Source organism: Marinicauda sp. Alg238-R41, from assembly GCF_947331485.1.
GTDB lineage: Bacteria > Pseudomonadota > Alphaproteobacteria > Caulobacterales > Maricaulaceae > Marinicauda > Marinicauda pacifica.
On record NZ_CAMZOJ010000001.1, the window covers coordinates 500,802 to 521,241 of the forward strand.

The following is a 20,440-nucleotide window of genomic DNA, read 5'->3' on the forward strand; positions in this document are numbered from 1 at the left end:
CATCAGGCCCCCTTCGTTTCAGCGGCGGGGGCCTTTTCCTGCCTGAGTTTCGGCTTCAGGCCCATCACCGGGCGCAGGAACCAGATCCGCCGGGCCGCCTCAAATCCGAGCAATGAGCCGGCGAAGGTGATGAGGGTGAGAAGCGCGAATTCCGGCCAGAGCCCCAGCCCGGTACGCGTCAGCGCGTAGCCGGCGGCGACGGTGATCGTCTGGTGCAGGATGTAGACCGGAAAGACCGCCTCGGTGAGATAGCGCCGCGCCGGCCCGTCCGCCGAGAGGAAACGCCGGCCAACTCCCAGCAGGGTGAGGATTGCCGTCCAGGCATAGACCACCCGTCCGGAGCGCGCGGCCCACAGTTCGACGGGGCCGGTCGTGAATGCTTCCCAGTTTTGCCAGACGACTGTGAGCCCGGCGCCAAGAACAAGTGTCAGCGTCAAGGCATAGGGCAGGGTCCGGTCCACGCATTGCCAGAAGCGCTCGCTGCGCGCCGCGAACACCCCGTAAAGCAGATAGGTCAGGCTGATTGCGTGATTGGCCCAGTCCTCGACCAGGTTGTGCGTGGTCTCGAAATGAGGAACCAGCAGGACCCGGTAGGCCAGGAATGGCAGGACAGGAAGGGTCAGCGCCACCAGCGGCCCAAGGCGCGTGGCAAGCAGAGCGCCGAACGCGGCACCGGGGCCTCGCCCGACCCGTTTGAGCAGTCCCAGGACCGGCGCAAGCAGAAGTGCGTAGACGAAGAGATAGACGACGTACCAGAGGTGGTTCCATGTCGGGACCTCGATCCCGGCTATCTCCCATCCGATGATGTAGCGCGGCCAAAACGCGAGGAGTCCCGGCTCGATCTCGCCCGCCTCGCGCAGCTGGAAGTAGGTCTGGGGCATCACCACGACGATCATGCCGAACACGATCACCGGAAGCAGACGGACGATTCGTTCACGCGCAAAGCGCCATGCACCCCCTTGCTTGTCGTGGAGATAGGCGAACGCCACCCCGGAGATGAAGAAGAGCAGCGAGAGGCGCCAGGGATTGAGCAGGCTCATGAGCGGCTCGGCGCCCGGTCCTGCATGCACGCTTTTCACGTGCCACTCCCAGGGCGTGTAGAACATGCCCACGTGGTAGAAGACCAGCAGGGCGAATGCGATGATACGCAGCCAGTCCAGATCGTAGCGGCGGGTAGAATGCGTGCCGGCGGGCATGGTCGGGGTCTCTCCTCAGATCGTGCGCTCAGGAGGCCCTGTTTCGACGCTGGCGGCACGCCTGAAGGGACGAGGGGAAGGCCGGCGGGATGGACGGTGCTACGCCGGGGACAATCGGCGGCATGTCCGGGGCAAGCGGCGTGCAGAGACGCTAGGCGGAGACGGCGACACCCGCCATGATCGCCCTCTTCTTGAACCGCCCCTGCGATCCTGACCATGACGACCCCCGATCTTGAACACCGCGTCCTGCGCCACGCCTTCGCCTTCTTCGCGATTGCCTCGGTCGGTTTCTGGCTGGTCAACGGTCTTTCCGCGGCGGAGGAATGGCGCCGCGCCGGCGAGACCGGGGGCTGGGTCCGCGCTCTTGTCCTCGAAGGCACCAGCAACCTGACCATCCTCGCCCTGTTCGTGCCCGTGGCCCTGCTTGAACGCCGCGCCCCTGCCACGCTGGACTCCTGGCGCACCTCGCTGCCTATCCATCTTCTGGGCGGGACGGTGTTTTCCCTGGTCCATATCGCGGCCATGAACGCCATGCGCACGGTGTTGTGGCCGGTTCTTTTCGGGCGGCAGTACGGGCTGGACGGCCAGCTCTGGGGCGAACTGGTCTATGAATACCGCAAGGACGTGCTGTCCTATGCGCTGATCCTGGCAATTCTCGCGGTCTTCCGGGCGCGTGAAGACGCGGTGCAGCAGGCCCGCGCTGCCCGCAGGGATGCCCGGGCCGAGAATATCATCACACTGCGCTGCGGCGGGCGCGAACTGCGCCTCCCGGCCGGCGAAATTCTGTCAGCTGCGGCTGCGGGCAACTACGCTGAAATCCGCACGCGCGCCGGCAGCCACCTCGCCCGCATCACGCTGACCGAGCTGGAGCGGCTGCTGAACGAGGCCGGCCGCGACCCGGTGCGGGTGCATCGCTCCCATCTCGTGGCCCGCCAGGCGGTGCGTGAGATCATCCCGGCCGCAGACGGTGATGCGGAGGCGGTCCTGGAGGACGGCGCCTGCATCCCGGTCAGCCGGCGCTTTCGCGACCGTCTGAGGGGCTGACCCCGTCCCGACCGTCCATACCGCGACAGCCTTCTTTTCCACAGGCGAAATCTCGCAGGCAACGGAGAATGTTTAGGATTTGGTTGTGAGCGTCCGTATAAGCCCTCCCCGGAGCAGGGTTATCACCCCTGCGGGGACAAAAGGGACATCCATGAAACTTGCTATGATTACCGGAGCGAGCCTGCTCGCGTTGACCGTTGGCGCACCGGCCCTGAGCGATCCCGGCGAGGATCGAATTGCCGAACTCGAAGCGCGCATCGAGCAACTTTAAGAGACTAATCGCCGCCTGCTCGACTATCTTGAAGCGCAAGGCGCACTGGACCCGCGCGCTCCAGCCGCGACCGCTGCACCGGCCCGCGACCTGACCCATACGGCAGCGCGCGAGACCGATGACCCGGAAGTGCTGACGCGTCCCGAAGCTGCGCCGGGCGCAGAGCCGTCGCGTACGCTCGGCGACCAGTTCGTCGGGATGAACTCGGCCTATTCCTTCGCCATGCTCGACCACGCCGAGACGACGAATACGCGGCAACTTGTCCAGCTGCGCGCGATCCAGAGCGGCGAGCTGAACAACCGGGTCACCCTCGGTGGCGAGATCACCGTGCTGGCCGACTATCAGGAATCCAATTCCAACACGAAATTCGGCTGGCTGATGCGTCACCCGACCTCGGCCAACCAGATTGGCGAGACGGTGTCAGAGTTCGTGATTCACAATGTGCAGATCGCGGTCACCGGCCGGCTGACGAACGACATCACCAGCTATGTCGAGCTTCTTTACGATCCTGAGCAGAGCTTCGGCTCGGGCACATTGACCGATCTCAACCGCAACCAGATTCAGCTGCGCCGGGGCTGGGTGATGTGGGGCAATCTGGACGAGCGCCCGGTCTACGTCGCCGTCGGCAAGATGGACACGCCCTTTGGCTTGAACGACACGGTCAGCCCGTTCACCAACTCCACGAACTGGCATGCCTTTGCCGGCCTCGCCTATGGGGGTCTCGCCGGCTACTACAATAATGGCCTCCACCTGCGGGCCATGGCAATCTAGGGAGGGGCTCAGTTCCGCGCTCACAACGCGCCGGTCGAAGACACCGCCGTGCCGAGCCGCGTGAACAATTTCACGTTCGACGCCAACTACACCGCAGCGCTCGATGCGGGCAGCGTCATGGTCGGGGCCAGCTACACCCATGCGAGCGCGTATTGCCAGGCTTATCCGGTCTTCCACTTCAACCCGTGCGACGACAACAACCCGGCCTGGGCCGTCTATTCGCGCGCCGAACTCGGGGCGTTCGAGCTTCTCGCCGAGTATGGCAGCACGACCGAGGAGTGGCCCGGCACGGCCTCGCCGGTGCCGTTCTATTCCCAATTCGAAGCGGTCAAGGCGGAGTCGTTCACCCTGGGCGGGCGCTACTGGATGAATCTTCACCGCGAGGACGATTTCGCACTGAGCGCCGAGTTCAGCCGCTTCATCTCCGGCGACGACGGCGCGCCATGGGAACGCCAGGACCAGTACGTATTCGGGGCCTCCTACTTCGTGGTGCCGAACGTCAATCTGTTCGGCGAACTCATCCACACCAGGGGCTGGGTTCCGCTCAACTTCCTGTCTGGCGGCAACTTTGCCGACGGGACAAGCTGGTCGGAGTCCGACGCCGAGACCAATGTGATCGCCGTCGGCGTACAGGCGGCGTTCTAGCGTCTCCGCATGTCTGGCAAACCGCCAGCACTGGCCCGCCGTCGCTGAATCGCAACAAAATCCCCGCCAGCGATCGCTGGCGGGGGCTCTTGTTTCAGGCTTTGAAAGCCGGAGGCTGGAGGATCAGCCTTCGCCGCCCTTGGCCATTTCTTCGCCAGTCTCCTGGTCGACTTCCTTCATCGACAGGCGGACCTTGCCGCGATCGTCGAAGCCGAGAAGCTTCACGTAGACTTCCTGGCCTTCGGCGACGACATCCTTGGGATGGTTGACGCGCTCTTCCTTCAGCTGGGAGACGTGAACCAGCCCGTCCTTGGGACCGAAGAAATTCACGAAGGCGCCAAAGTCCATGACCTTGACGACCTTGCCCTTGTAGATCTGGCCCTCTTCCGGCTCGGCGGTGAGACCGTGGATCCAGTCGAGCGCCGCCTTGATCGAGGCGCCGTCCGAGGACGAGACCTTGATCACGCCATCGTCGTTGACGTCGACCTTGGCACCGGTTTCTTCCACGATCTGGCGAATGACCTTGCCGCCCGAACCGATCACGTCACGGATCTTGTCGACCGGGATGGTGATGGTCTCGATACGCGGCGCGTACTGGCCGACTTCTTCGCGGGCGCCGGTCAGGGCCTTGTTCATCTCGTCCAGGATATGGGCCCGGCCGCCTTTGGCCTGGTCCAGAGCCGTCTGCATGATGTCCTGGGTAATCCCGGCGATCTTGATGTCCATCTGCAGGCTGGTGACACCCATCTCGGTGCCGGCCACCTTGAAGTCCATGTCGCCGAGGTGATCTTCGTCACCCAGAATGTCGGACAGGACGGCAACCCCGTCCGGATCCTTGATCAGACCCATGGCGATGCCGGACACCGGGCGTGCGATCGGCACGCCGGCATCCATGAGGGCGAGCGAGCCGCCGCACACGGTCGCCATGGACGACGATCCGTTGGATTCGGTGATCTCGGAGACCAGGCGCACGGTGTACGGGAAGTCTTCCACACCGGGCATGACGGCGCGAAGGGCCCGCCAGGCCAGCTTGCCGTGGCCGATTTCGCGGCGGCCGGGAGCGAGGCGGAAGCTGGTTTCACCGACGGAGTAGGGCGGGAAGTTGTAATGGAGCATGAAGCGCTCCTTGTACGTCCCCGTCAGCGCGTCGATGAACTGCTCGTCCTCGCCGGTGCCCAGCGTCGCGACGACCAGCGCCTGGGTCTCGCCACGCGTGAACAGGGCCGAACCGTGCGTGCGCGGCAGGATGCCGGCTTCGGACACGATCGAGCGGACCTCGTCCAGCTTGCGGCCGTCGATCCGTTTGCCGGTCTTGATGATGCCGCCGCGAACGACGCTGGATTCAACGCCCTTCAGCACATCCTTGAGAACCGCCTTGTCGACGCCATCCGGATTGTCCTCGCTGGCAGCAAACGCATCGATCGCTTTTTGCTTGGCGGCACCGACGGCTTCCTGACGCGCGGTCTTGTCCTTGATCTTGTAAGCCTTCTCGATGTCGGACCCGACGAGGTCCTTCACCTTGGCTGCAAGATCAGAATGGTCTTCCGGCGTGTAGTCCCACGGCTCTTTCGCCGCTTTTTCAGCAAGGTTGATGATCGCGTCGATCACCGGCTGGAAGGCCTCGTGGCCCGCCATGACAGCACCGAGCATGATCTCCTCCGAGAGCTCCTTGGCTTCGGATTCGACCATCATCACCGCATCGCCGGTGCCCGCGACCACGAGATCGAGCTCGCTGTCGTCAAGATCGGCCACGCTCGGGTTGATGACGTATTCGCCATTCATGTAGCCCACGCGCGCAGCGCCGATCGGGCCCAGGAAGGGTAGGCCGGACAGGACCAGCGCGGCAGACGCGCCGATCATGGCCGGAATATCGGGATCGTTTTCCAGATCGTGGGACAGAACGGTCAGCATCACCTGCACTTCGTTCTTGAACCCTTTCGGGAAGAGCGGGCGGATCGGCCGGTCGATCAGGCGAGACGTCAGCGTCTCCTTGTCGGTCGGACGGCCCTCGCGCTTGAAGAAGCCGCCGGGGATCTTGCCCGCGGCGAAATACTTCTCCTGATAGTTCACGGTCAGCGGGAAGAAGTCCGCGCCCGGCTTGGCTTCTTTCACGCCAACAGCGGTCGCGAGGACAGACGTCTCGCCATAAGTGACCAGCACCGCACCGTCAGCCTGACGGGCCATGCGGCCGGTTTCCAGGGTCAGCTCGCGGCCGGCCCACTCAATCGTCTCTTTTTGAATATCGAACATGTTCTCTCATACGTACGGATGGATCCCGGCGGTGTCGGGATAGTGAAACGCCGGCGCGCCCGTTGGCGGCCGGCGTTTCGCATGGGTCGGTCTAGCGACGCAGTCCCAGCTTCGCGATCAGGGCCTTGTAGCGATCGTTATCGATACGGGCCAGATAGTCGAGAAGCCGGCGGCGCTGGGAAACCAGCTTCAAGAGCCCCCGCCGGGAATGGTTGTCTTTCTTGTGGGTCTTGAAGTGTTCTGTGAGGTTGGCGATCCGCTCGGTCAGCACCGCAACCTGGACTTCCGGAGATCCGGTGTCGTTGGCTTCGCGGGCATTTTCCTTGATCAGTTCGGCTTTGCGTTCAGCGGTGATCGACATGTGTTTCGGTCTCGTCTCGGTGTCGGGTGGATGTCAAAGGCCCGGCCGGGATACCGTCCAGCAGGGTCCATCTTCGAACGGGCCTTATCAACGAAAGGGCGCACGAAGGCAAGGAGAATACCCTTCGCGGGCGCTGGCCCTTACAGGCCTCAGCCTGTCGTGTGTCGCGATTCTTATATGGGCAGTGTCCCGGTAGCTGCCAAGGGGGGCAGCGGCCGCCGCTAACCCCACTGGAAGACACGGACGGGGGCGAATCTGCCTGCTTTCGCCTCGCCGATCGCGATAGCCCGGTCATGGCCCATGGCCAGTGCGGCGCGCGAATAGTCCTTGCCGGCAATTTCGCGCGGCTGGCGGGCGGCCTTGAGGGACTGAGCCGCGTTCGGCAGCAGCACGATGGCACGACCCTGGCGCAACTCGAAAACCTCGTCCTCGGTGACAGCGACACTGGGCAGCTCGGCCAGGGCCGTCTCCAGCGGAAGCAGGGCTTCATCGGCGCGCCCCTCTTCGGCCAGGGCGCGCAGCCCATCCAGGGTGATCGAATTGGCAGCATCGAAGGGGCCGACCTTGACGCGGCGCAGTGCCGCGACATGGGCGACCGTACCCAGCTCGGCGGCCAGATCGCGCGCCAGGGCTCTGACATAGGCGCCCTTGCCACAGCCCATCTCCAGCACTGCGAGATCCGCCTCGGGCATGCCGAGGAGGTGCAGGTGTGAGATTTCGATCTCTCGCGCTTGCAGCTCGACCGTTTCTCCGGCCCGCGCCAGATCGTAGGCGCGTTCGCCATCGACCTTGATGGCCGAATAGGCGGGCGGAATTTGCTCGATCGTGCCGGTGAATGCGGGAAGTGCGGCGCGCAGCGCTTCCTCGTCCGGGCGGACCGGACTATCCCGGACCACTTCGCCCTCGGCATCGAAGGTCGTGGTTTCCTCGCCCCAGCGCACCGTGAAGCGGTAAACCTTGCCCGCTTCCTGAGCGAATGGCACGGTCTTGGTCGCTTCGCCCAGGGCGATGGGAAGGACGCCGCTGGCGAGCGGGTCCAGCGTCCCGGCATGGCCGGCTTTTTTCGCATCGAAGATACGCCGGACCGCCGACACCGCTTGTGTCGACGTCATGTCGAGCGGCTTGTCCAGATTGATCCAGCCGTGGACCGGCCGGCCCTTCTTGCGCCGTGCCATGGCTAGCTCTCGCCTCCATCGCCCTCGAGATCGCGCTTTACGCCCGGTCGGTCGAGAATTTCTTCCACATGCTGGGCTTCCTCGAACCGGTCGTCGGGCCGGAAGACCAACTTGGGCGTGAACTTCATCTCGATCTGGCGGCCCAGCTCTTTCTGAATGAAGCCATGGGCCCGGTTGAGGCCGGCCGCCACGACGTTCGGGTCTTCCAGACCCAGGGCGGAGATGAACACCGTCGCATGGCGCATGTCCGGACTCATGCGCGCCTCGGTGATGGTGATCGAGACACCATCGAGCGCGCGGTCATGCAGATGACCCTCGGCAATGATGTCGGCAACCGCGCGGCGGACAAGTTCACCGCCGCGCAACTGGCGCTGGGATTGGGTCTTCATGGGTGTGTCCTTGTTTCCGCTCGGACGGGCCGGGATCGAACCGGAGCGCCCCTGGAAAGGGGGCGGGTGATACGCGCTCGGCTGCAAGCTGGCAAGCCCTAGCCGCGCACCACCATGAGGCCGCCGGCAAAAAGAAGCGCAACTCCTGCAATACGGATCCAGTTGGCCGGCCTTACCTCCAGCCCGAGAAGGCCGTAATGGTCGAGAACAAGCGAAAGCGTCAGTTGCGCCGCGATCAGGGTTGCGAAGAATGCGCCCGCGCCGATCTTGGGTGTCGCCCAGGCTGCGGTGGACACGAACAGCGCACCCAGCACGCCGCCGGCTATCCACAGGTGGGGCGGGACCCGCGATACTGTCTCTGCACTCGGCAAGCCGGTGCGGATGACGAGCGCGCCGACAATCGCGAAGAGCACAGTCGCCCCGGCGGTGAAACTGACAAGGGCGGCCCGCAGGGGTGAACCGAGGAGAGCCGCGAGCTGGCTGTTGAACGCGGGCTGGGTCGCCACTGCTCCGCCGGCGAGGGTCACCATCAAGATGGGAAAAAGCTGGGAGAGATTCATCAAACCCCTTTCAAATTCCTGGGTCCGTCACAAGGCAAACCCGGTCCGCGCAAGAGCGTTCCGCGTCTGGCCGCATTGTCTGCGTTGACTCTGAATTGAATTCAATTCAGTTTCATTCCAGAATACGGGAGAAGCTCGATGACGAGTCCGCCAGTCGCCCATCCGACCGGTGCCGCACCGCGTGTCCGGCCCCGCGGCCGGGAGAGCCGGGAGAGGCTGATCGATGCGGCCCGGAGCGTCCTCATTGGTGGCGAGGGACATGCCGAAATGTCCGAGATCGCTGCGCGGGCCGGTGTGTCTGCGGGGCTGGCCTATCACCACTTCGGCTCGAAGGATGGGCTCGTCTCCGCTGTCGTGGAGGACTTCTACGCCCGCTACGACCGGACGGCGAACGCGACCTATCGCGGTGAAAGCTGGCCGCAGCGGGAAATACAGCGCGTACGCGCCAGCGTGCGCTTCCTCGTCGAGGATCCGTTCACCGCGACCCTGTTCGGGCCGCTCGGCCGCTCGACACCGGTTGTCAACGCCGAGGCAAGTTGCATGGCCCGGCTGGTCGAACGCGGCAGCCAGAATATCGCCCGCGGGCAGGCAGACGGGGACCTGCCCCGTCAGGTCGATCCGCACCTGGCCGCTGCCTTCGTCCTGGGCGGCCTGCGCCAGAGTGTCGGCGCGGCCCTCCTTATGGAAATCAGGCCCGATCCCGAGCGGCTGGCCGGCGCCATCTGGATTCTTATTGCGCAAAGTCTGGGCCTGAGAGAAGGGAGCAAGTCATGACCGAACCGCGCGGCAAGACGGTCGAACGTTCCAGCGATCTGTTTACGGCCGACCTCGCCGGCACCCACCGGCGCTCCACTGTCCAGACAATCGCGCCGGACCCCGAGACGCTCGCGCTCTACGACCGGGACGGATTCGTGATTTTGAAGGGCCTGATCGAGACGCAAGTCCGCGAGCGCGCGGAAGACGCCCTGCGCGGTGTGCTGGGCCCGACCGGACGTAATAATTTCGAAGGGTTCAACACCCAGCGCGCCTATGCGCTTCTAGCCAAGACACGGGCGCTCGATCCACTCATCGCCCATCCGCAGATTCTTGGATTCCTTGAGGCGCGCCTGCACGCGCATCCGCTTCTTTCCGCCTGTCTGGCCATCAATATCGGCCCGGGTGAATCATCGCAGCTACCTCACGCCGACGACGGTTTCTACCCTGACATGCGGCCCGATGCCCGCCATGGCCTTTCCGTGATCTGGGCTTTCGATTCGTTTACCCGGGAGAATGGCGCGACGTGCGGCTGGCCTGGCAGCCATCTCTGGCCGGCCGGCCGCGAGCCCGGCCCGCAGGACCCTGCTGTCACCGCCATCATGGACCCCGGCGACGCGCTGGTCTTTCACGGCGGCTTCTGGCACGCCGGCGGTGAGAATGTCACCGGCCGGAGCCGACTGGCCTTGACCGCGCAATATTGCGCCCCGTGGCTGCGAACGCAGGAGGCCATGGCTCTGGCGGTCCCGCCGAACGCCGTGGCCGGGCTCGAACCGCCGCTGCCTTCCCTGCTGGGCTACCAGATCCATCCTCCGTTCATGGGGCACGTGGACGGCATGCATCCCAGGCGGCTCTTGGGCACCTGACACAGAAAAGGGCGGCCCGCCAGGAGCCGCCCTTTTCGTGACATTCGCGAAGATCGCAGCTCTAGAGCGTGCGTTTGAACTCTTCCACGGTGAAGCACTCGATCTTATCGCCGACCTGGATGTCGTGATAATTCTCGAAGCCCATGCCGCACTCTGTCCCGGCGCGCACTTCACTGACCTCGTCCTTGAAGCGCTTCAGCGTAGACAGCTGGCCTTCGTGGATGACCGTGTCGTTGCGCAGCAGGCGCACACCCGAACCGCGGCGCACCACGCCTTCGGTGACGCGGCAACCGGCGACCTTGCCCAGTTTGGAAATGTTGAAGACTTCCAGCACTTCGGCATAGCCGATGAAGGTTTCGCGCTTTTCAGGCGCAAGCAGGCCTTCCATCGTGTTCTTCACATCGTCGAGAACATCGTAGATCACCGAGTAGTAGCGGATCTCCACGCCCTCGGCCTCGGCCAGCTCTCGGGCCTGCTTGTTGGCGCGGACATTGAAGGCGAAGATCGGCGACCCGGAGGTCTTGGCCAGCAGAACGTCGGATTCCGACACGCCGCCCGGCGCCGCGTGAATCACGCGGGCGCGCACTTCTTCGTTGCCGAGCTTCTCGAGCGAACTCGAGATCGCTTCGGCCGACCCTTGCACGTCCGCCTTCACGACCAGGGCCAGTTCCTGGACCTCGTTGTCCTTGAGCTTGGCCATCATCTGCTCGAGCGAAGCTCCGCCCGAGCTCATGCCGGAGGACTTGTCGCGGCGCTGGCGCTGGCGATAGTCGACGAGCTCGCGGGCCCGGGACTCGCTCTCGACCACGGCAAAGAGTTCACCGGGTTCCGGCGCGCCGTCCAGGCCGAGAATCTCCGCCGGCAAAGACGGCCCGGCATCCTTCATCTGCTGGCCGCGCTCGTTTACCAGCGCACGCACCTTGCCCCACTGGGAACCGGCCACGACGATCTGGCCGCGTGACAGCGTGCCGCGCTTGACTAGGACCGTGGCAACAGGGCCGCGGCCCTTGTCCACCTGGGACTCGATGACGACACCTTCGGCCGACCGGTCGGGATTGGCCTTCAGCTCGAGAATTTCCGACTGCAGGGTGATGGCTTCGGCCAGCTCTTCCAGGCCCTGCTTCTTGAGCGCGGACACCGGTATGGCTTGGACTTCGCCGCCCATCTGCTCGACGACGATCTCGTACTGCAACAGCTGCTGCAGGACCTTGTCCGGATTGGCGTCGGGTTTGTCGACCTTGTTCACGGCAACGATGATCGGCACACCGGACGCCTTGGCATGATTAATGGCCTCGATCGTCTGCGGCATGACGCCGTCATCGGCCGCCACCACGAGAATGACGATATCGGTCGCCTGGGCGCCGCGCGAACGCATCGCGGAAAAGGCCGCGTGGCCCGGCGTATCCAGGAAGGTGATCTTGTCGCCGCTCTTGAGCTGAACCTGATAGGCACCGATGTGCTGGGTGATCCCGCCGGCTTCACCCGCGGCCACGTCAGTCGACCGCAGGGCGTCTAGCAGGGAGGTCTTGCCGTGGTCGACGTGGCCCATGACGGCCACGACCGGGGCACGCGGCTGCTTGCTCTCTTCGGGATCTTCCGAGGAGATGAAGCCGGTTTCCACGTCGGCTTCGGACACCCGTTTCACCGTGTGGCCGAATTCTTCCACGATCAGCTCGGCATCATCGGCGTCGAGCGTATCGTTGGCACGCACCATCTGGCCCTGCTGCATCAGGAATTTCACGATATCGGCAGCGCGCTCCGCCATCCGGTTGGCGAGTTCCTGAACAGTGATGTGCTCGGGCACGACGACTTCGCGAGCAACCTTGTCGCGGCCCTTGCCCTGTTGAGCACGGCGCTGCTTCTCGCGCTCGCGCGCCCGGCGCATCGAGGCGAGCGAACGCTGGCGATCAGAGTCGTCCTCGACAATGTTCTGGATCGTGAGCTTGCCCTGGCGGCGCTTGGGCTCCTTGGAGCGGGTCGCGGACGACTTCTCCGGCGCCGCAGCCTTTTTCTTCACGCGACCGCCCATCTCTTCGAGCAGGCTGCGCTCGTCTCCGCCGGCATCGCCGTCGTGCTCTTTGGGCGCGCGGTCCTTCTCCGGCTTGCGCGAGGGCTTGGCACGGTCGGCATCTTCAGGCGGCATCGCGGCAGCCGCGTTCTCGGCCTGGATGCGCGCCTCTTCCTCGGCTTTCAGACGGGCCGCTTCTTCCTCGCGCGCCTTGCGTTCTTCATCTTCGGCGCGCTTCTGCTTCTCGAGCTCCTCGCGCTGCTCGCGATCGCGGCGCTCAAGCTCATCGGCCTCGGCCTTGCGCTTGGCATCACGGTCGGCCGCTTCGGAACGAGCACGCATGATCGCCTGCTGACGCTTCAGCAATTCCTCTTCGGACAAACCGAGCTGCTTGGCCTTGGCAGACAACGCAGCGCGCGCGGCGCGCGCCTTGTCCTTGGAGGTCTGCGGCGTCTCCGGCTTGGCATCCTGGACCGGCTTGTCTGCGCCGGGACCGCCAGTGCGCTTGCGCTTCTTCTCCACAACGACCTGTTTGGACCGGCCGCGGGCAAAGCTCTGCTGCACCGTGCCTGAGCCGGAGCCGCCTCGGTTGCCACCCAGGGAGAGGGGCTTGCGCCCGGAAGTGTTGCGTTCGTCAGCGTCGCTCATGCACGTCCTTGTTCGCGGCTCTTATGCGACGGGTCGCCGAGGGGCGGCCGCGCGCCCATCGCCGTCTTGTTCAAGACTATACTGGTCCGGTAAGACCAGACCCGGACTTGAAGGCTCGCTAACCTAGCCAGCTTCAGGCCCGTTTCAACCGTTCTCTGCGCCTTCACGCCGATCCTCACGATCGGGATCGGGCTTGGCAAAGCCAGCCAGACGCTGGAGCGTCTGGCGCAATCCTCGCGCTTCCGAGCCCTCGGCCATCAGCGCGTGCACCACGCGGTCGCGACCAAGAGCCGCGCCCAGCGCGTCGCTGGAGAACCGGTCCACGACCAACAGGCCGGGATGGATGGCCTCGGCCAGCCGGTCCAGTTTCTCCCGACCGTCGCGAGCGCCGTCGCTCGCTTCGATCCGCAATCCCGGCCGCGCCTTGGCTTTCAGGCCCAAGCGGACCGCATCGAACCCGGACGCCAGCGTCCCGGAGCGGCGCGCTAACCCCAGAAGAGATAACGCGCGTGCCTCCAGAAGCGCCTCAAACCGGTCTGCCAGATCCGGCGGAGCCTCGACCTGACGTTCGAACGCGCGGGAAAAAAGCCGCTTGGCAACAGCCTTCTCCACACTGGCCCGGTCGGCACTGACCCAGCCGCCACGCCCGGGAAGACGCGCGGCCACGTCGGGAACCAGAACGCCGTCAGGGTCCAGAGCCACACGAAGCAGCTCTGCCTCGGGGCGAACCTGCCCGCTAACGACGCAGCGCCGTTCGCGCGGTGTCTTCACCCGATCGTGCCTGGCGCCTCGGCTCACTTCTCCTCTTCGTCCTCCGAGTCATCGGCGGCGAGGAGATCTGCAAGATCGACGCCCAGGCGCTCGGCCTCGGCTTCCAGATCGGACAGGTCGAGATCGGCGATGTCAGCCTCACTCGGTTCACTGTCCGTCTCTGCCGCCGGTGCGTCCTCGGACTCCGCTTCGGTCTCGTCCGCGCCATCCTCGGACGTCTCGTCGTCCTCGGCCTGTTCCAGCTCGGCCGGATCGATCCAGCCAGCCGCGACCCGTGCCCGCATGATCATGGCTTCAGCTTCGTCACCGCCGACATTCATGCCGTCCAGGAAACCGGGCTCGCGCACCCGCTCTCCGTCCCGCGTCTCATACCAGCCGCGCAGGTCGTCAGGCACGAGGCCGGCCAGATCATCGACGCTCTGGACGTCGTTTTCACCCAGGCGCACCGCGATCGGCAGCGTCACGCCTTCGATTTCCAGAACCGCATCCTCGACGCCCAGCTCCTTGCGCTTGGTGTCCATCTCGGCGGACTGCCGCTCCAGGAATTCACGCGCCCGGGTCTGGATTTCGGCCGCCGTATCGTCGTCGAAACCTTCGATCATCGCGATCTCTTCCAGATCGACGAAGGCGAGGTCTTCAAGATCGGCAAAACCTTCTGTGGCCAACAGTTGGGCAATGACCTCGTCGACATCAAGAGCTTCCGTGAAGAGCTGCGTGCGTGTGGCGAACTCTTTTTGCCGGCGCTCCGACTCCTCTTCCTCGGTCAGGATGTCGATCGACCAGCCGGTCAGCTGGCTTGCCAGGCGCACATTCTGCCCGCGTCGGCCGATGGCAAGCGAAAGCTGGTCGTCGGGAACCACAACCTCGATGCGCTGGTCGTCTTCGTCCAGCACGACCTTGCTGACTTCCGCCGGCTGCAGCGCGTTCACGATGAAGGTCGCCGGGTCCGGATTGAACGGAATGATGTCGATCTTCTCGCCGGCAAGCTCGTTCACGACCGCCTGAACGCGCGATCCGCGCATGCCGACGCAGGCCCCGACCGGATCGATCGAGCTGTCATTGGAAATCACGGCGATTTTCGCACGGCTACCCGGATCCCGGGCCACGCGCGGGATTTCGATAATGCCTTCGTAGACCTCCGGGACCTCCTGGGCGAACAGGGCCGCCATGAAGTCGGGATGGGCGCGTGACAGGAAGATCTGCGGCCCGCGAACCTGCTCGGACACATCATAGATGAAGGCGCGTACGCGGTCGCCATTCTGCAGATTCTCGCGCGGAATGGATTCGTTGCGTCGGATGATGCCCTCGGCCTTGCCGAGGTCGACGATGACGTTTCCGTATTCGACCCGCTTGACGATGCCGTTGACGATCTCGCCCACGCGGTCCTTGTACTCTTCGTACTGGCGCTGGCGCTCGGCTTCGCGAACCTTCTGCGTGATTACCTGCTTCGCGGTCTGGGACGCGACGCGGCCGAATTCGATCGGGGGAAGCTCTTCGGCGAATTCGGTGCCGATCTCGGCGTTCTTGTCGAGCTTGCGGCCCTCCTCCAGCGAAATCTGCTGGTTTTCGTTCTCGACCTCGTCGGCGACCGTCGTGACGCGCGTCAGGCGCATCTCACCGGTCTTGGGATCGATAGAGCAGCGGATATCGAGCTCGGCGCCGTAGCGCGAGCGCGCAGCCTTCTGGATCGCCTCCTCGATCGCGCCGAGCACGATGGATTCGTCGATCATCTTTTCCGATGCGACCGCTTTTGCGATCTGCAGGAGTTCCAGGCGGTTTGCGCTGACCCCGATGGCCATGATGGGCTTCCTCGTCTTCGTGTTTACTGTTCGTCGTCAGTGTCGGGAATAGTCTCGGATTGCGCCGCCTCGGCTGCGCTCGAAGAACTCGCCTTCAAGCTCGCATCCATCAAGGCGTCGGTCAGGATGAGCTTGGCGTCGGCAATCCAGGCGAACGGCAGGACGGCGGTCTCGTCTTCGTTCTCGATGTTGATGAGGACAGCATCCTCTTCGATGCCGGCCAGCTCGCCGCGGAAGCGCTTGCGCCCCTCTACGAGCCGGTCAAGTTCGATCTTGGCGTGAAAGCCTTCCCAGCGCGCGAAGTGCGCCAGCGTTGTCAGCGGCCGGTCGATGCCGGGCGAGGAGACTTCAAGGACGTACTCGCTCTTGATCGGGTCGACGTCTTCGAGAACCGCATTCATTGCGCGCGACAGCCGGGCGCAGTCTTCCACATTCATCTGGCCATCATGGCGCTCGGCCATGATCTGAGCGATCTGACGCTTTCCGCCCTGGACGCGCACGCGCACGATTTCCATGCCCAGCTCCTGGGCGATGGGCTCGGCCAGGGCCAGAAGGGTTTCGTCCTGAGAAGTTTTTGTCTTCACGCCAACACTTCGAATGCTGAGACCGGATTGCCCCGATCGGGGCAACAAAAAAGCGGCCCCCGTTCAGGAGCCGCCCGAAACGCCATCCGGCGTTACGAACCTTGCGAGAGGGCTTATACTCCCCCGAACCCGTTTAGGCAATGGCGGTGCTGCGTGGCGGCAAAGCTCGCCGGGACATCACGCATGGCGCTTCACGAAATCCATGAAGACCGGAGCGCAGTCTCCCAGATTCTTCCGCTCGTAGCGGGTCGTCATGTGATCGACCGGGGCCTTGCGCCAGTCATCGGCTGAACGCGCGGTCCATTCCAGCCCGGGCGTGGCGAGCAGGATGGGCAGGGCATGATCGGCATAGATCGTCACATCGGTCGCCACGCGAAGCCGCCCGCCCGGCTTCAGAACCCGTGCCAGATGCCCCGCCGTGCCGGTCTGGACGAAGCGGCGCTTGTGATGACGCGCCTTCGGCCAGGGATCGGGGAAAAGCAGGAAGACCCGGTCGAATACCGCATCGGGCATGCGTTCGAGTTCGTCGCGCGCGTCGCCGCGCTTGACGCGAACATTGGTCAGCCCCTCATCCTCGATGCCGCTCAGCGCCTTTGCGACCCCGTTCAGGAACGGTTCGATCCCGATGAAACCAGCCTCGCGATCGTGCCGGGCCTGACCGATGAGATGCTCGGCCGCACCGAATCCGATTTCGAGAATATGGCGCCCACGGCCAGGCAGGAGCTCGGCCGGGACAAGTGCCTGTCCGTCCGGCCAGCCGAGCTTTGGTAGGAGCGAATCCACCAGCGCCTGCTGGCGCGGACCCAGCTTGTGGCCCTGCGCGCGTCCGAACAGGCGCCGCTTCACGGGAGGGGAGGTATCAGTCATGGCGCGCGGTATAGGCAGGTTGCGGGCGTCTTCAAAGCGCACAGTTACACACAACGGGCCGAAGCATGTCTGCCTCGGCCCGCCGGTTTCACGTGAAACACGCTGTGTTCAGGCGAGTTTCTTCAGCTCGTCGACGAGATCGGTCTTTTCCCAGGAAAAGCCCCCGTCTGCATCGGGTTCACGACCGAAATGGCCATAGGCGGCCGTGCGTGCGTAGATCGGACGATTCAGCTGGAGATGGGTCCGGATTCCGCGCGGCGACAGATTGACGAGCTCGCGAAGGCGCAGCTCCAGCTTTTCCTCATCCACATCGCCGGTGCCGTGGGTATCGACATAAAGCGAGAGCGGTTTGGCCACCCCGATCGCATAGGACAGCTGGATCGTGCATTTCCTGGCCAGGCCCGCAGCCACGACATTCTTGGCAAGGTAACGCGAGACATAGGCCGCCGACCGGTCGACCTTCGTCGGGTCTTTCCCGGAGAAGGCCCCGCCGCCGTGCGGTGCCGCACCGCCATAGGTGTCCACGATGATCTTGCGTCCGGTCAGGCCGGCGTCGCCATCAGGACCGCCAATCACGAACTTGCCGGTCGGATTCACGTAGAACTCGTCTTCCGGCGGAAACCAGCCATCCGGCAGGACCTGCTGAACGACCGGACGGACCAACTCGCGGATATCATCGAGCGACACGCCGTCGCGGTGTTGGGTGGAGACGACCACGGACGTCACGGCAACCGGTTTGCCGTTCTCGTACTTCAGCGTGACCTGCGATTTGGCATCCGGTTCGAACTCCGGGCGCTCGCCGGTTTTGCGCAGGCGCGCCATTTCCTTGAGAATCTGGTGCGAATAGACGATCGGCGCCGGCATCAATTCCGGCGTCTCGTCGGTCGCGAAGCCGAACATGATGCCTTGGTCGCCCGCACCTTCTTCTTCAAAGCTGCCCGAGCCTTCGTCCACGCCCTGGGCAATGTCGGCGGACTGTTCGTGAAGCAGGTTCATGAAGCGGGCATGCTTCCAGTGGAAGCCATCCTGCTCGTACCCGATATCCTTGACGGCCTGACGGGCTGCCGCTTCGATTTCGCCGTCATCAATGTCGCCCGCGCAGCGAATCTCGCCGGCCAGCACGATCTGATTGGTCGTCGTCAGAGTTTCGCACGCCACGCGCGCAACCGGGTCCTTGGACAGCAAAAGATCGACGATCGTGTCGGAGACACGGTCGCATACCTTGTCCGGGTGTCCTTCTGAGACAGATTCACTGGTGAAGAGATAGCTGGATCGCGCCACGATTTCGGGCTCCCATATAAAGATTGCTTTATATGGCCGTTTTAAAGCCTTTCGTGACCCCGAAAGCAAGGGCGGAACGCGATTAAACCTCTTCGTTCTCGTCCGCGCCGGCCTCGGCTTCTTCAGCCGCGAGGGTTCTGACAAGCTCGAGAATCCGCCTGCGCACCTTGGAATCGCGGATACGAGCGAAGGCCTGAGCCAACTGAACGCCGTCTGCAGACTGGATGAAATCGTCGATAATCGGCGTCTGGTCGCCTTCGGCAAATCCCGACTGGCCGGCATTCTCGCTGGCGCCCTCGAAAAAGAAGGAGACAGGAACATCGAGCACGCGGGCCAGATTCCACAGACGCCCGGCGCCGATGCGATTGGCCCCGCGCTCGTATTTCTGCACCTGCTGGAATGTGACACCCAGCTCCTCGCCCAGTTTCTCCTGACTCATGTTCAAGAGCTGGCGGCGCAGGCGCACGCGCGATCCGACATGACGGTCGACAGCATTCGGGCCGCGGGGATTGGTGCTCATGATCGGCTATTCCTTGTGACCAATCTGGACGAAGACTCAAACTCTACAAGTCTCGGCGCCTGAAACGCGCCTCGGTTGATACCGCCTTGCGCCAAGGTTACCCAAGTCGCGCGTAAATCCGCGGCGCATGAATCAAAAGCAGCATTACGATAAATGCGATAACCCAAGGTGAATCACCATGGGTCGCGTAGAACGGTTTGGCTATCGCTGCAAGCAACCGGATATCTAGCGCTTGGCTGGATTGAAGTCCTGTAAGTTGTGTTCCTCGCCCGAGAGGATCAACCAGTCCGGAGACTCCCGCTGAGGCTGACCGGACCATGGGAAGGCCAGTCTCGATTGAGCGGTACCGGGCAATATTGAAATGCTGATATGGACCGGAGGCTTGGCCGTACCAGGAATCATTCGAAATATTCAGCAACCATGCGGCTTCTGATTGTGCACCGCGGATGAACCCGGGGAAAATCACCTCATAACAAATGAGTGGCAAGAGAGGTGGTAGACCGTTAACTTCCAACACGCTGGCTCCCTCGCCCGGGGTATAAAAAGGCGAGTTTGTAGACAGCGAAGTAAAACCTAAAATTTCTGTTAGATTCCGGATCGGATTGCCTTCGCCGAAAGGAACAAGGCGTGCCTTGTCATAAACGGCGCTGAGGCGCGGCTCACCCGATACCCAGTCGAGAACGGCGAGCGAGTTATAGTAGAGATAGGGACGCGCACCGGTCTCTACCCGCGCGGTGCCCAGTATCAGGGGAACCGGTCCGAGCGTCTCGCCAATGCGCGATACCAGCTCCGGCTCACGCAGGATCAGGCCCGGAACGGCACCCTCCGGCCAGACGACTGCAGACATGCGTTCCAGTCCCGGTGACGCGGACAGGGCGAGATACTCATCCAGGATCGCCGCCCGGGCCTCGTAGTCACGTTCCGACTGAGCGAGGCCAAGCTTCACGATCCTGAGCTCGGCCCCGGTTTCCTCGATTTCGGTCGCCGACAGCCGGATTGCGCCGAACGCGAACAGGCCCGCGAGCGCAATCACGGCAGCGGCAGGCACGAGGAAGCGGACCGGCGTCCGGCCGCTCCCGCTCAGAGCGGCCGGACTTGAAAGGATCAGAAGCGTCAGTGCCGAAAGCCCGTTGATCCCGATCACGCTTGCCGTCTGGCTGATCGGCTCGCCAGCAATCCAGACCTGGCCGGGAATATTCCAGGGAAAGCCGGAGAGGATGTGCGCGCGCAGATATTCAGCGAGTGTCAGCAGAGCCGCGAACAGAACCACCCGCCCAAGGCCCCGCCGCGATAGGCGCACATAGGCTGCGCTGGCGAGGGCCCAGAACAAGGCGAGCCCGGCCGGCATGAGGATAAGCGGTACCCAGAAGAAATAGGCGTAGGGTTCGCCGCGCTCGATAAAGGCGTTGGCGACCCAGTACACGCTGGCGAGAAACAGGCCCACCGCGAACATCCAGCCCCGATACAGGCCCGACCGAACCGGACGCGCTTTGGTGCGCGCATCGTCCAGCATGAAAATGAGCAGGCACAGGCCGGCCAGATACACGGGCTGGATATGGAAGGGCGCGAATGCGAGGGAGGAGACCGCGCCGGCCAGGAAGAGGAGGGCGCCTGACGCACGGCTATCCAGGGTTCGCAGCCGGGCGCGTCCTATCCGCCACGCCTGGGCCGGGGACACCAC

The 20,440-nt window shown here is 63.9% G+C and carries 19 protein-coding genes; 5 read left to right on the plus strand and 14 right to left on the minus strand.

Annotated features, from left to right (window positions below):
* Nucleotides 1-2 precede the first annotated feature (2 nt).
* The gene (locus tag PGP17_RS02310; RefSeq protein WP_270374106.1) at nt 3-1,196 is read right to left on the minus strand and encodes an acyltransferase family protein; all 1,194 of its coding nucleotides are present in this window, start codon (nt 1,194-1,196) and stop codon (nt 3-5) included.
* 216 nt (nt 1,197-1,412) lie between these two features.
* Here PGP17_RS02310 and PGP17_RS02315 point away from each other — a divergent pair, with 216 nt between their 5' ends.
* The 3 genes from PGP17_RS02315 (at nt 1,413) to PGP17_RS02325 (ending at nt 3,927) form a co-directional block, all read left to right on the plus strand.
* Nucleotides 1,413-2,240, plus strand: coding sequence for a LytTR family DNA-binding domain-containing protein (locus PGP17_RS02315; protein ID WP_270374107.1), 828 nt, complete (start codon nt 1,413-1,415; stop codon nt 2,238-2,240).
* Nucleotides 2,241-2,640: 400 nt separating this feature from the next.
* Entirely contained in the window at nt 2,641-3,282 is a 642-nt protein-coding gene (locus tag PGP17_RS02320; RefSeq protein WP_270374108.1) for a hypothetical protein, read from the plus strand.
* Nucleotides 3,283-3,330: 48 nt separating this feature from the next.
* Entirely contained in the window at nt 3,331-3,927 is a 597-nt protein-coding gene (locus PGP17_RS02325) for a hypothetical protein (protein ID WP_270374109.1), read from the plus strand.
* A 123-nt stretch (nt 3,928-4,050) separates the two neighbouring features.
* On the opposite strand, the gene pnp is transcribed toward PGP17_RS02325, so the two are convergent.
* From pnp to PGP17_RS02350, 5 genes are all read right to left on the minus strand, one after another.
* Nucleotides 4,051-6,177, minus strand: a complete 2,127-nt coding sequence (gene pnp / locus PGP17_RS02330; protein WP_270374110.1) for a polyribonucleotide nucleotidyltransferase — start codon at nt 6,175-6,177, stop codon at nt 4,051-4,053.
* Between the two features lie 91 nt (nt 6,178-6,268).
* Nucleotides 6,269-6,538: a 30S ribosomal protein S15 gene (rpsO, locus tag PGP17_RS02335; protein ID WP_135945666.1), complete on the minus strand. Its 270-nt coding sequence runs from the start codon at nt 6,536-6,538 to the stop codon at nt 6,269-6,271.
* Between the two features lie 221 nt (nt 6,539-6,759).
* Nucleotides 6,760-7,713 (minus strand): tRNA pseudouridine(55) synthase TruB, encoded by a 954-nt coding sequence (gene truB, locus PGP17_RS02340; RefSeq protein ID WP_135945665.1) that lies wholly within the window; start codon nt 7,711-7,713, stop codon nt 6,760-6,762.
* A gap of 2 nt (nt 7,714-7,715) precedes the next feature.
* Nucleotides 7,716-8,102 (minus strand): 30S ribosome-binding factor RbfA, encoded by a 387-nt coding sequence (gene rbfA / locus PGP17_RS02345; protein WP_135945664.1) that lies wholly within the window; start codon nt 8,100-8,102, stop codon nt 7,716-7,718.
* Nucleotides 8,103-8,200: 98 nt separating this feature from the next.
* On the minus strand, nt 8,201-8,662 hold the full coding sequence (locus PGP17_RS02350) for a DMT family transporter (protein ID WP_135945663.1): 462 nt from the start codon (nt 8,660-8,662) through the stop codon (nt 8,201-8,203).
* Nucleotides 8,663-8,800: 138 nt separating this feature from the next.
* On the opposite strand from PGP17_RS02350, the gene PGP17_RS02355 reads away from it, so the two are divergent.
* Both PGP17_RS02355 and PGP17_RS02360 read left to right on the plus strand, forming a co-directional pair.
* Entirely contained in the window at nt 8,801-9,436 is a 636-nt protein-coding gene (locus PGP17_RS02355; RefSeq protein WP_135945662.1) for a TetR/AcrR family transcriptional regulator, read from the plus strand.
* Nucleotides 9,433-10,281, plus strand: coding sequence for a phytanoyl-CoA dioxygenase family protein (locus PGP17_RS02360; protein ID WP_135945661.1), 849 nt, complete (start codon nt 9,433-9,435; stop codon nt 10,279-10,281). Before PGP17_RS02355 ends, PGP17_RS02360 begins: the two co-directional genes overlap by 4 nt.
* A gap of 61 nt (nt 10,282-10,342) precedes the next feature.
* On the opposite strand, the gene infB is transcribed toward PGP17_RS02360, so the two are convergent.
* From infB to lnt, 8 genes are all read right to left on the minus strand, one after another.
* Complete coding sequence (gene infB / locus PGP17_RS02365; RefSeq protein WP_135945660.1) at nt 10,343-12,937, minus strand: translation initiation factor IF-2; 2,595 nt, start codon at nt 12,935-12,937, stop codon at nt 10,343-10,345.
* A gap of 144 nt (nt 12,938-13,081) precedes the next feature.
* On the minus strand, nt 13,082-13,708 hold the full coding sequence (locus PGP17_RS02370; protein WP_270374111.1) for an RNA-binding protein: 627 nt from the start codon (nt 13,706-13,708) through the stop codon (nt 13,082-13,084).
* 23 nt (nt 13,709-13,731) lie between these two features.
* A complete protein-coding gene (gene nusA / locus PGP17_RS02375; protein ID WP_135945658.1) occupies nt 13,732-15,507 on the minus strand; it encodes a transcription termination factor NusA in 1,776 nt (591 codons plus the stop codon).
* Nucleotides 15,508-15,530: 23 nt separating this feature from the next.
* Nucleotides 15,531-16,091 (minus strand): ribosome maturation factor RimP, encoded by a 561-nt coding sequence (rimP, locus tag PGP17_RS02380; protein ID WP_135945657.1) that lies wholly within the window; start codon nt 16,089-16,091, stop codon nt 15,531-15,533.
* A 177-nt stretch (nt 16,092-16,268) separates the two neighbouring features.
* Entirely contained in the window at nt 16,269-16,958 is a 690-nt protein-coding gene (trmB, locus tag PGP17_RS02385) for a tRNA (guanosine(46)-N7)-methyltransferase TrmB (protein ID WP_270374112.1), read from the minus strand.
* Between the two features lie 108 nt (nt 16,959-17,066).
* The gene (gene metK, locus PGP17_RS02390; RefSeq protein WP_135945655.1) at nt 17,067-18,239 is read right to left on the minus strand and encodes a methionine adenosyltransferase; all 1,173 of its coding nucleotides are present in this window, start codon (nt 18,237-18,239) and stop codon (nt 17,067-17,069) included.
* An 82-nt stretch (nt 18,240-18,321) separates the two neighbouring features.
* Nucleotides 18,322-18,759 (minus strand): helix-turn-helix domain-containing protein, encoded by a 438-nt coding sequence (locus PGP17_RS02395; RefSeq protein WP_135945654.1) that lies wholly within the window; start codon nt 18,757-18,759, stop codon nt 18,322-18,324.
* A 97-nt stretch (nt 18,760-18,856) separates the two neighbouring features.
* Nucleotides 18,857-20,440, minus strand: a complete 1,584-nt coding sequence (gene lnt / locus PGP17_RS02400; protein WP_333485394.1) for an apolipoprotein N-acyltransferase — start codon at nt 20,438-20,440, stop codon at nt 18,857-18,859.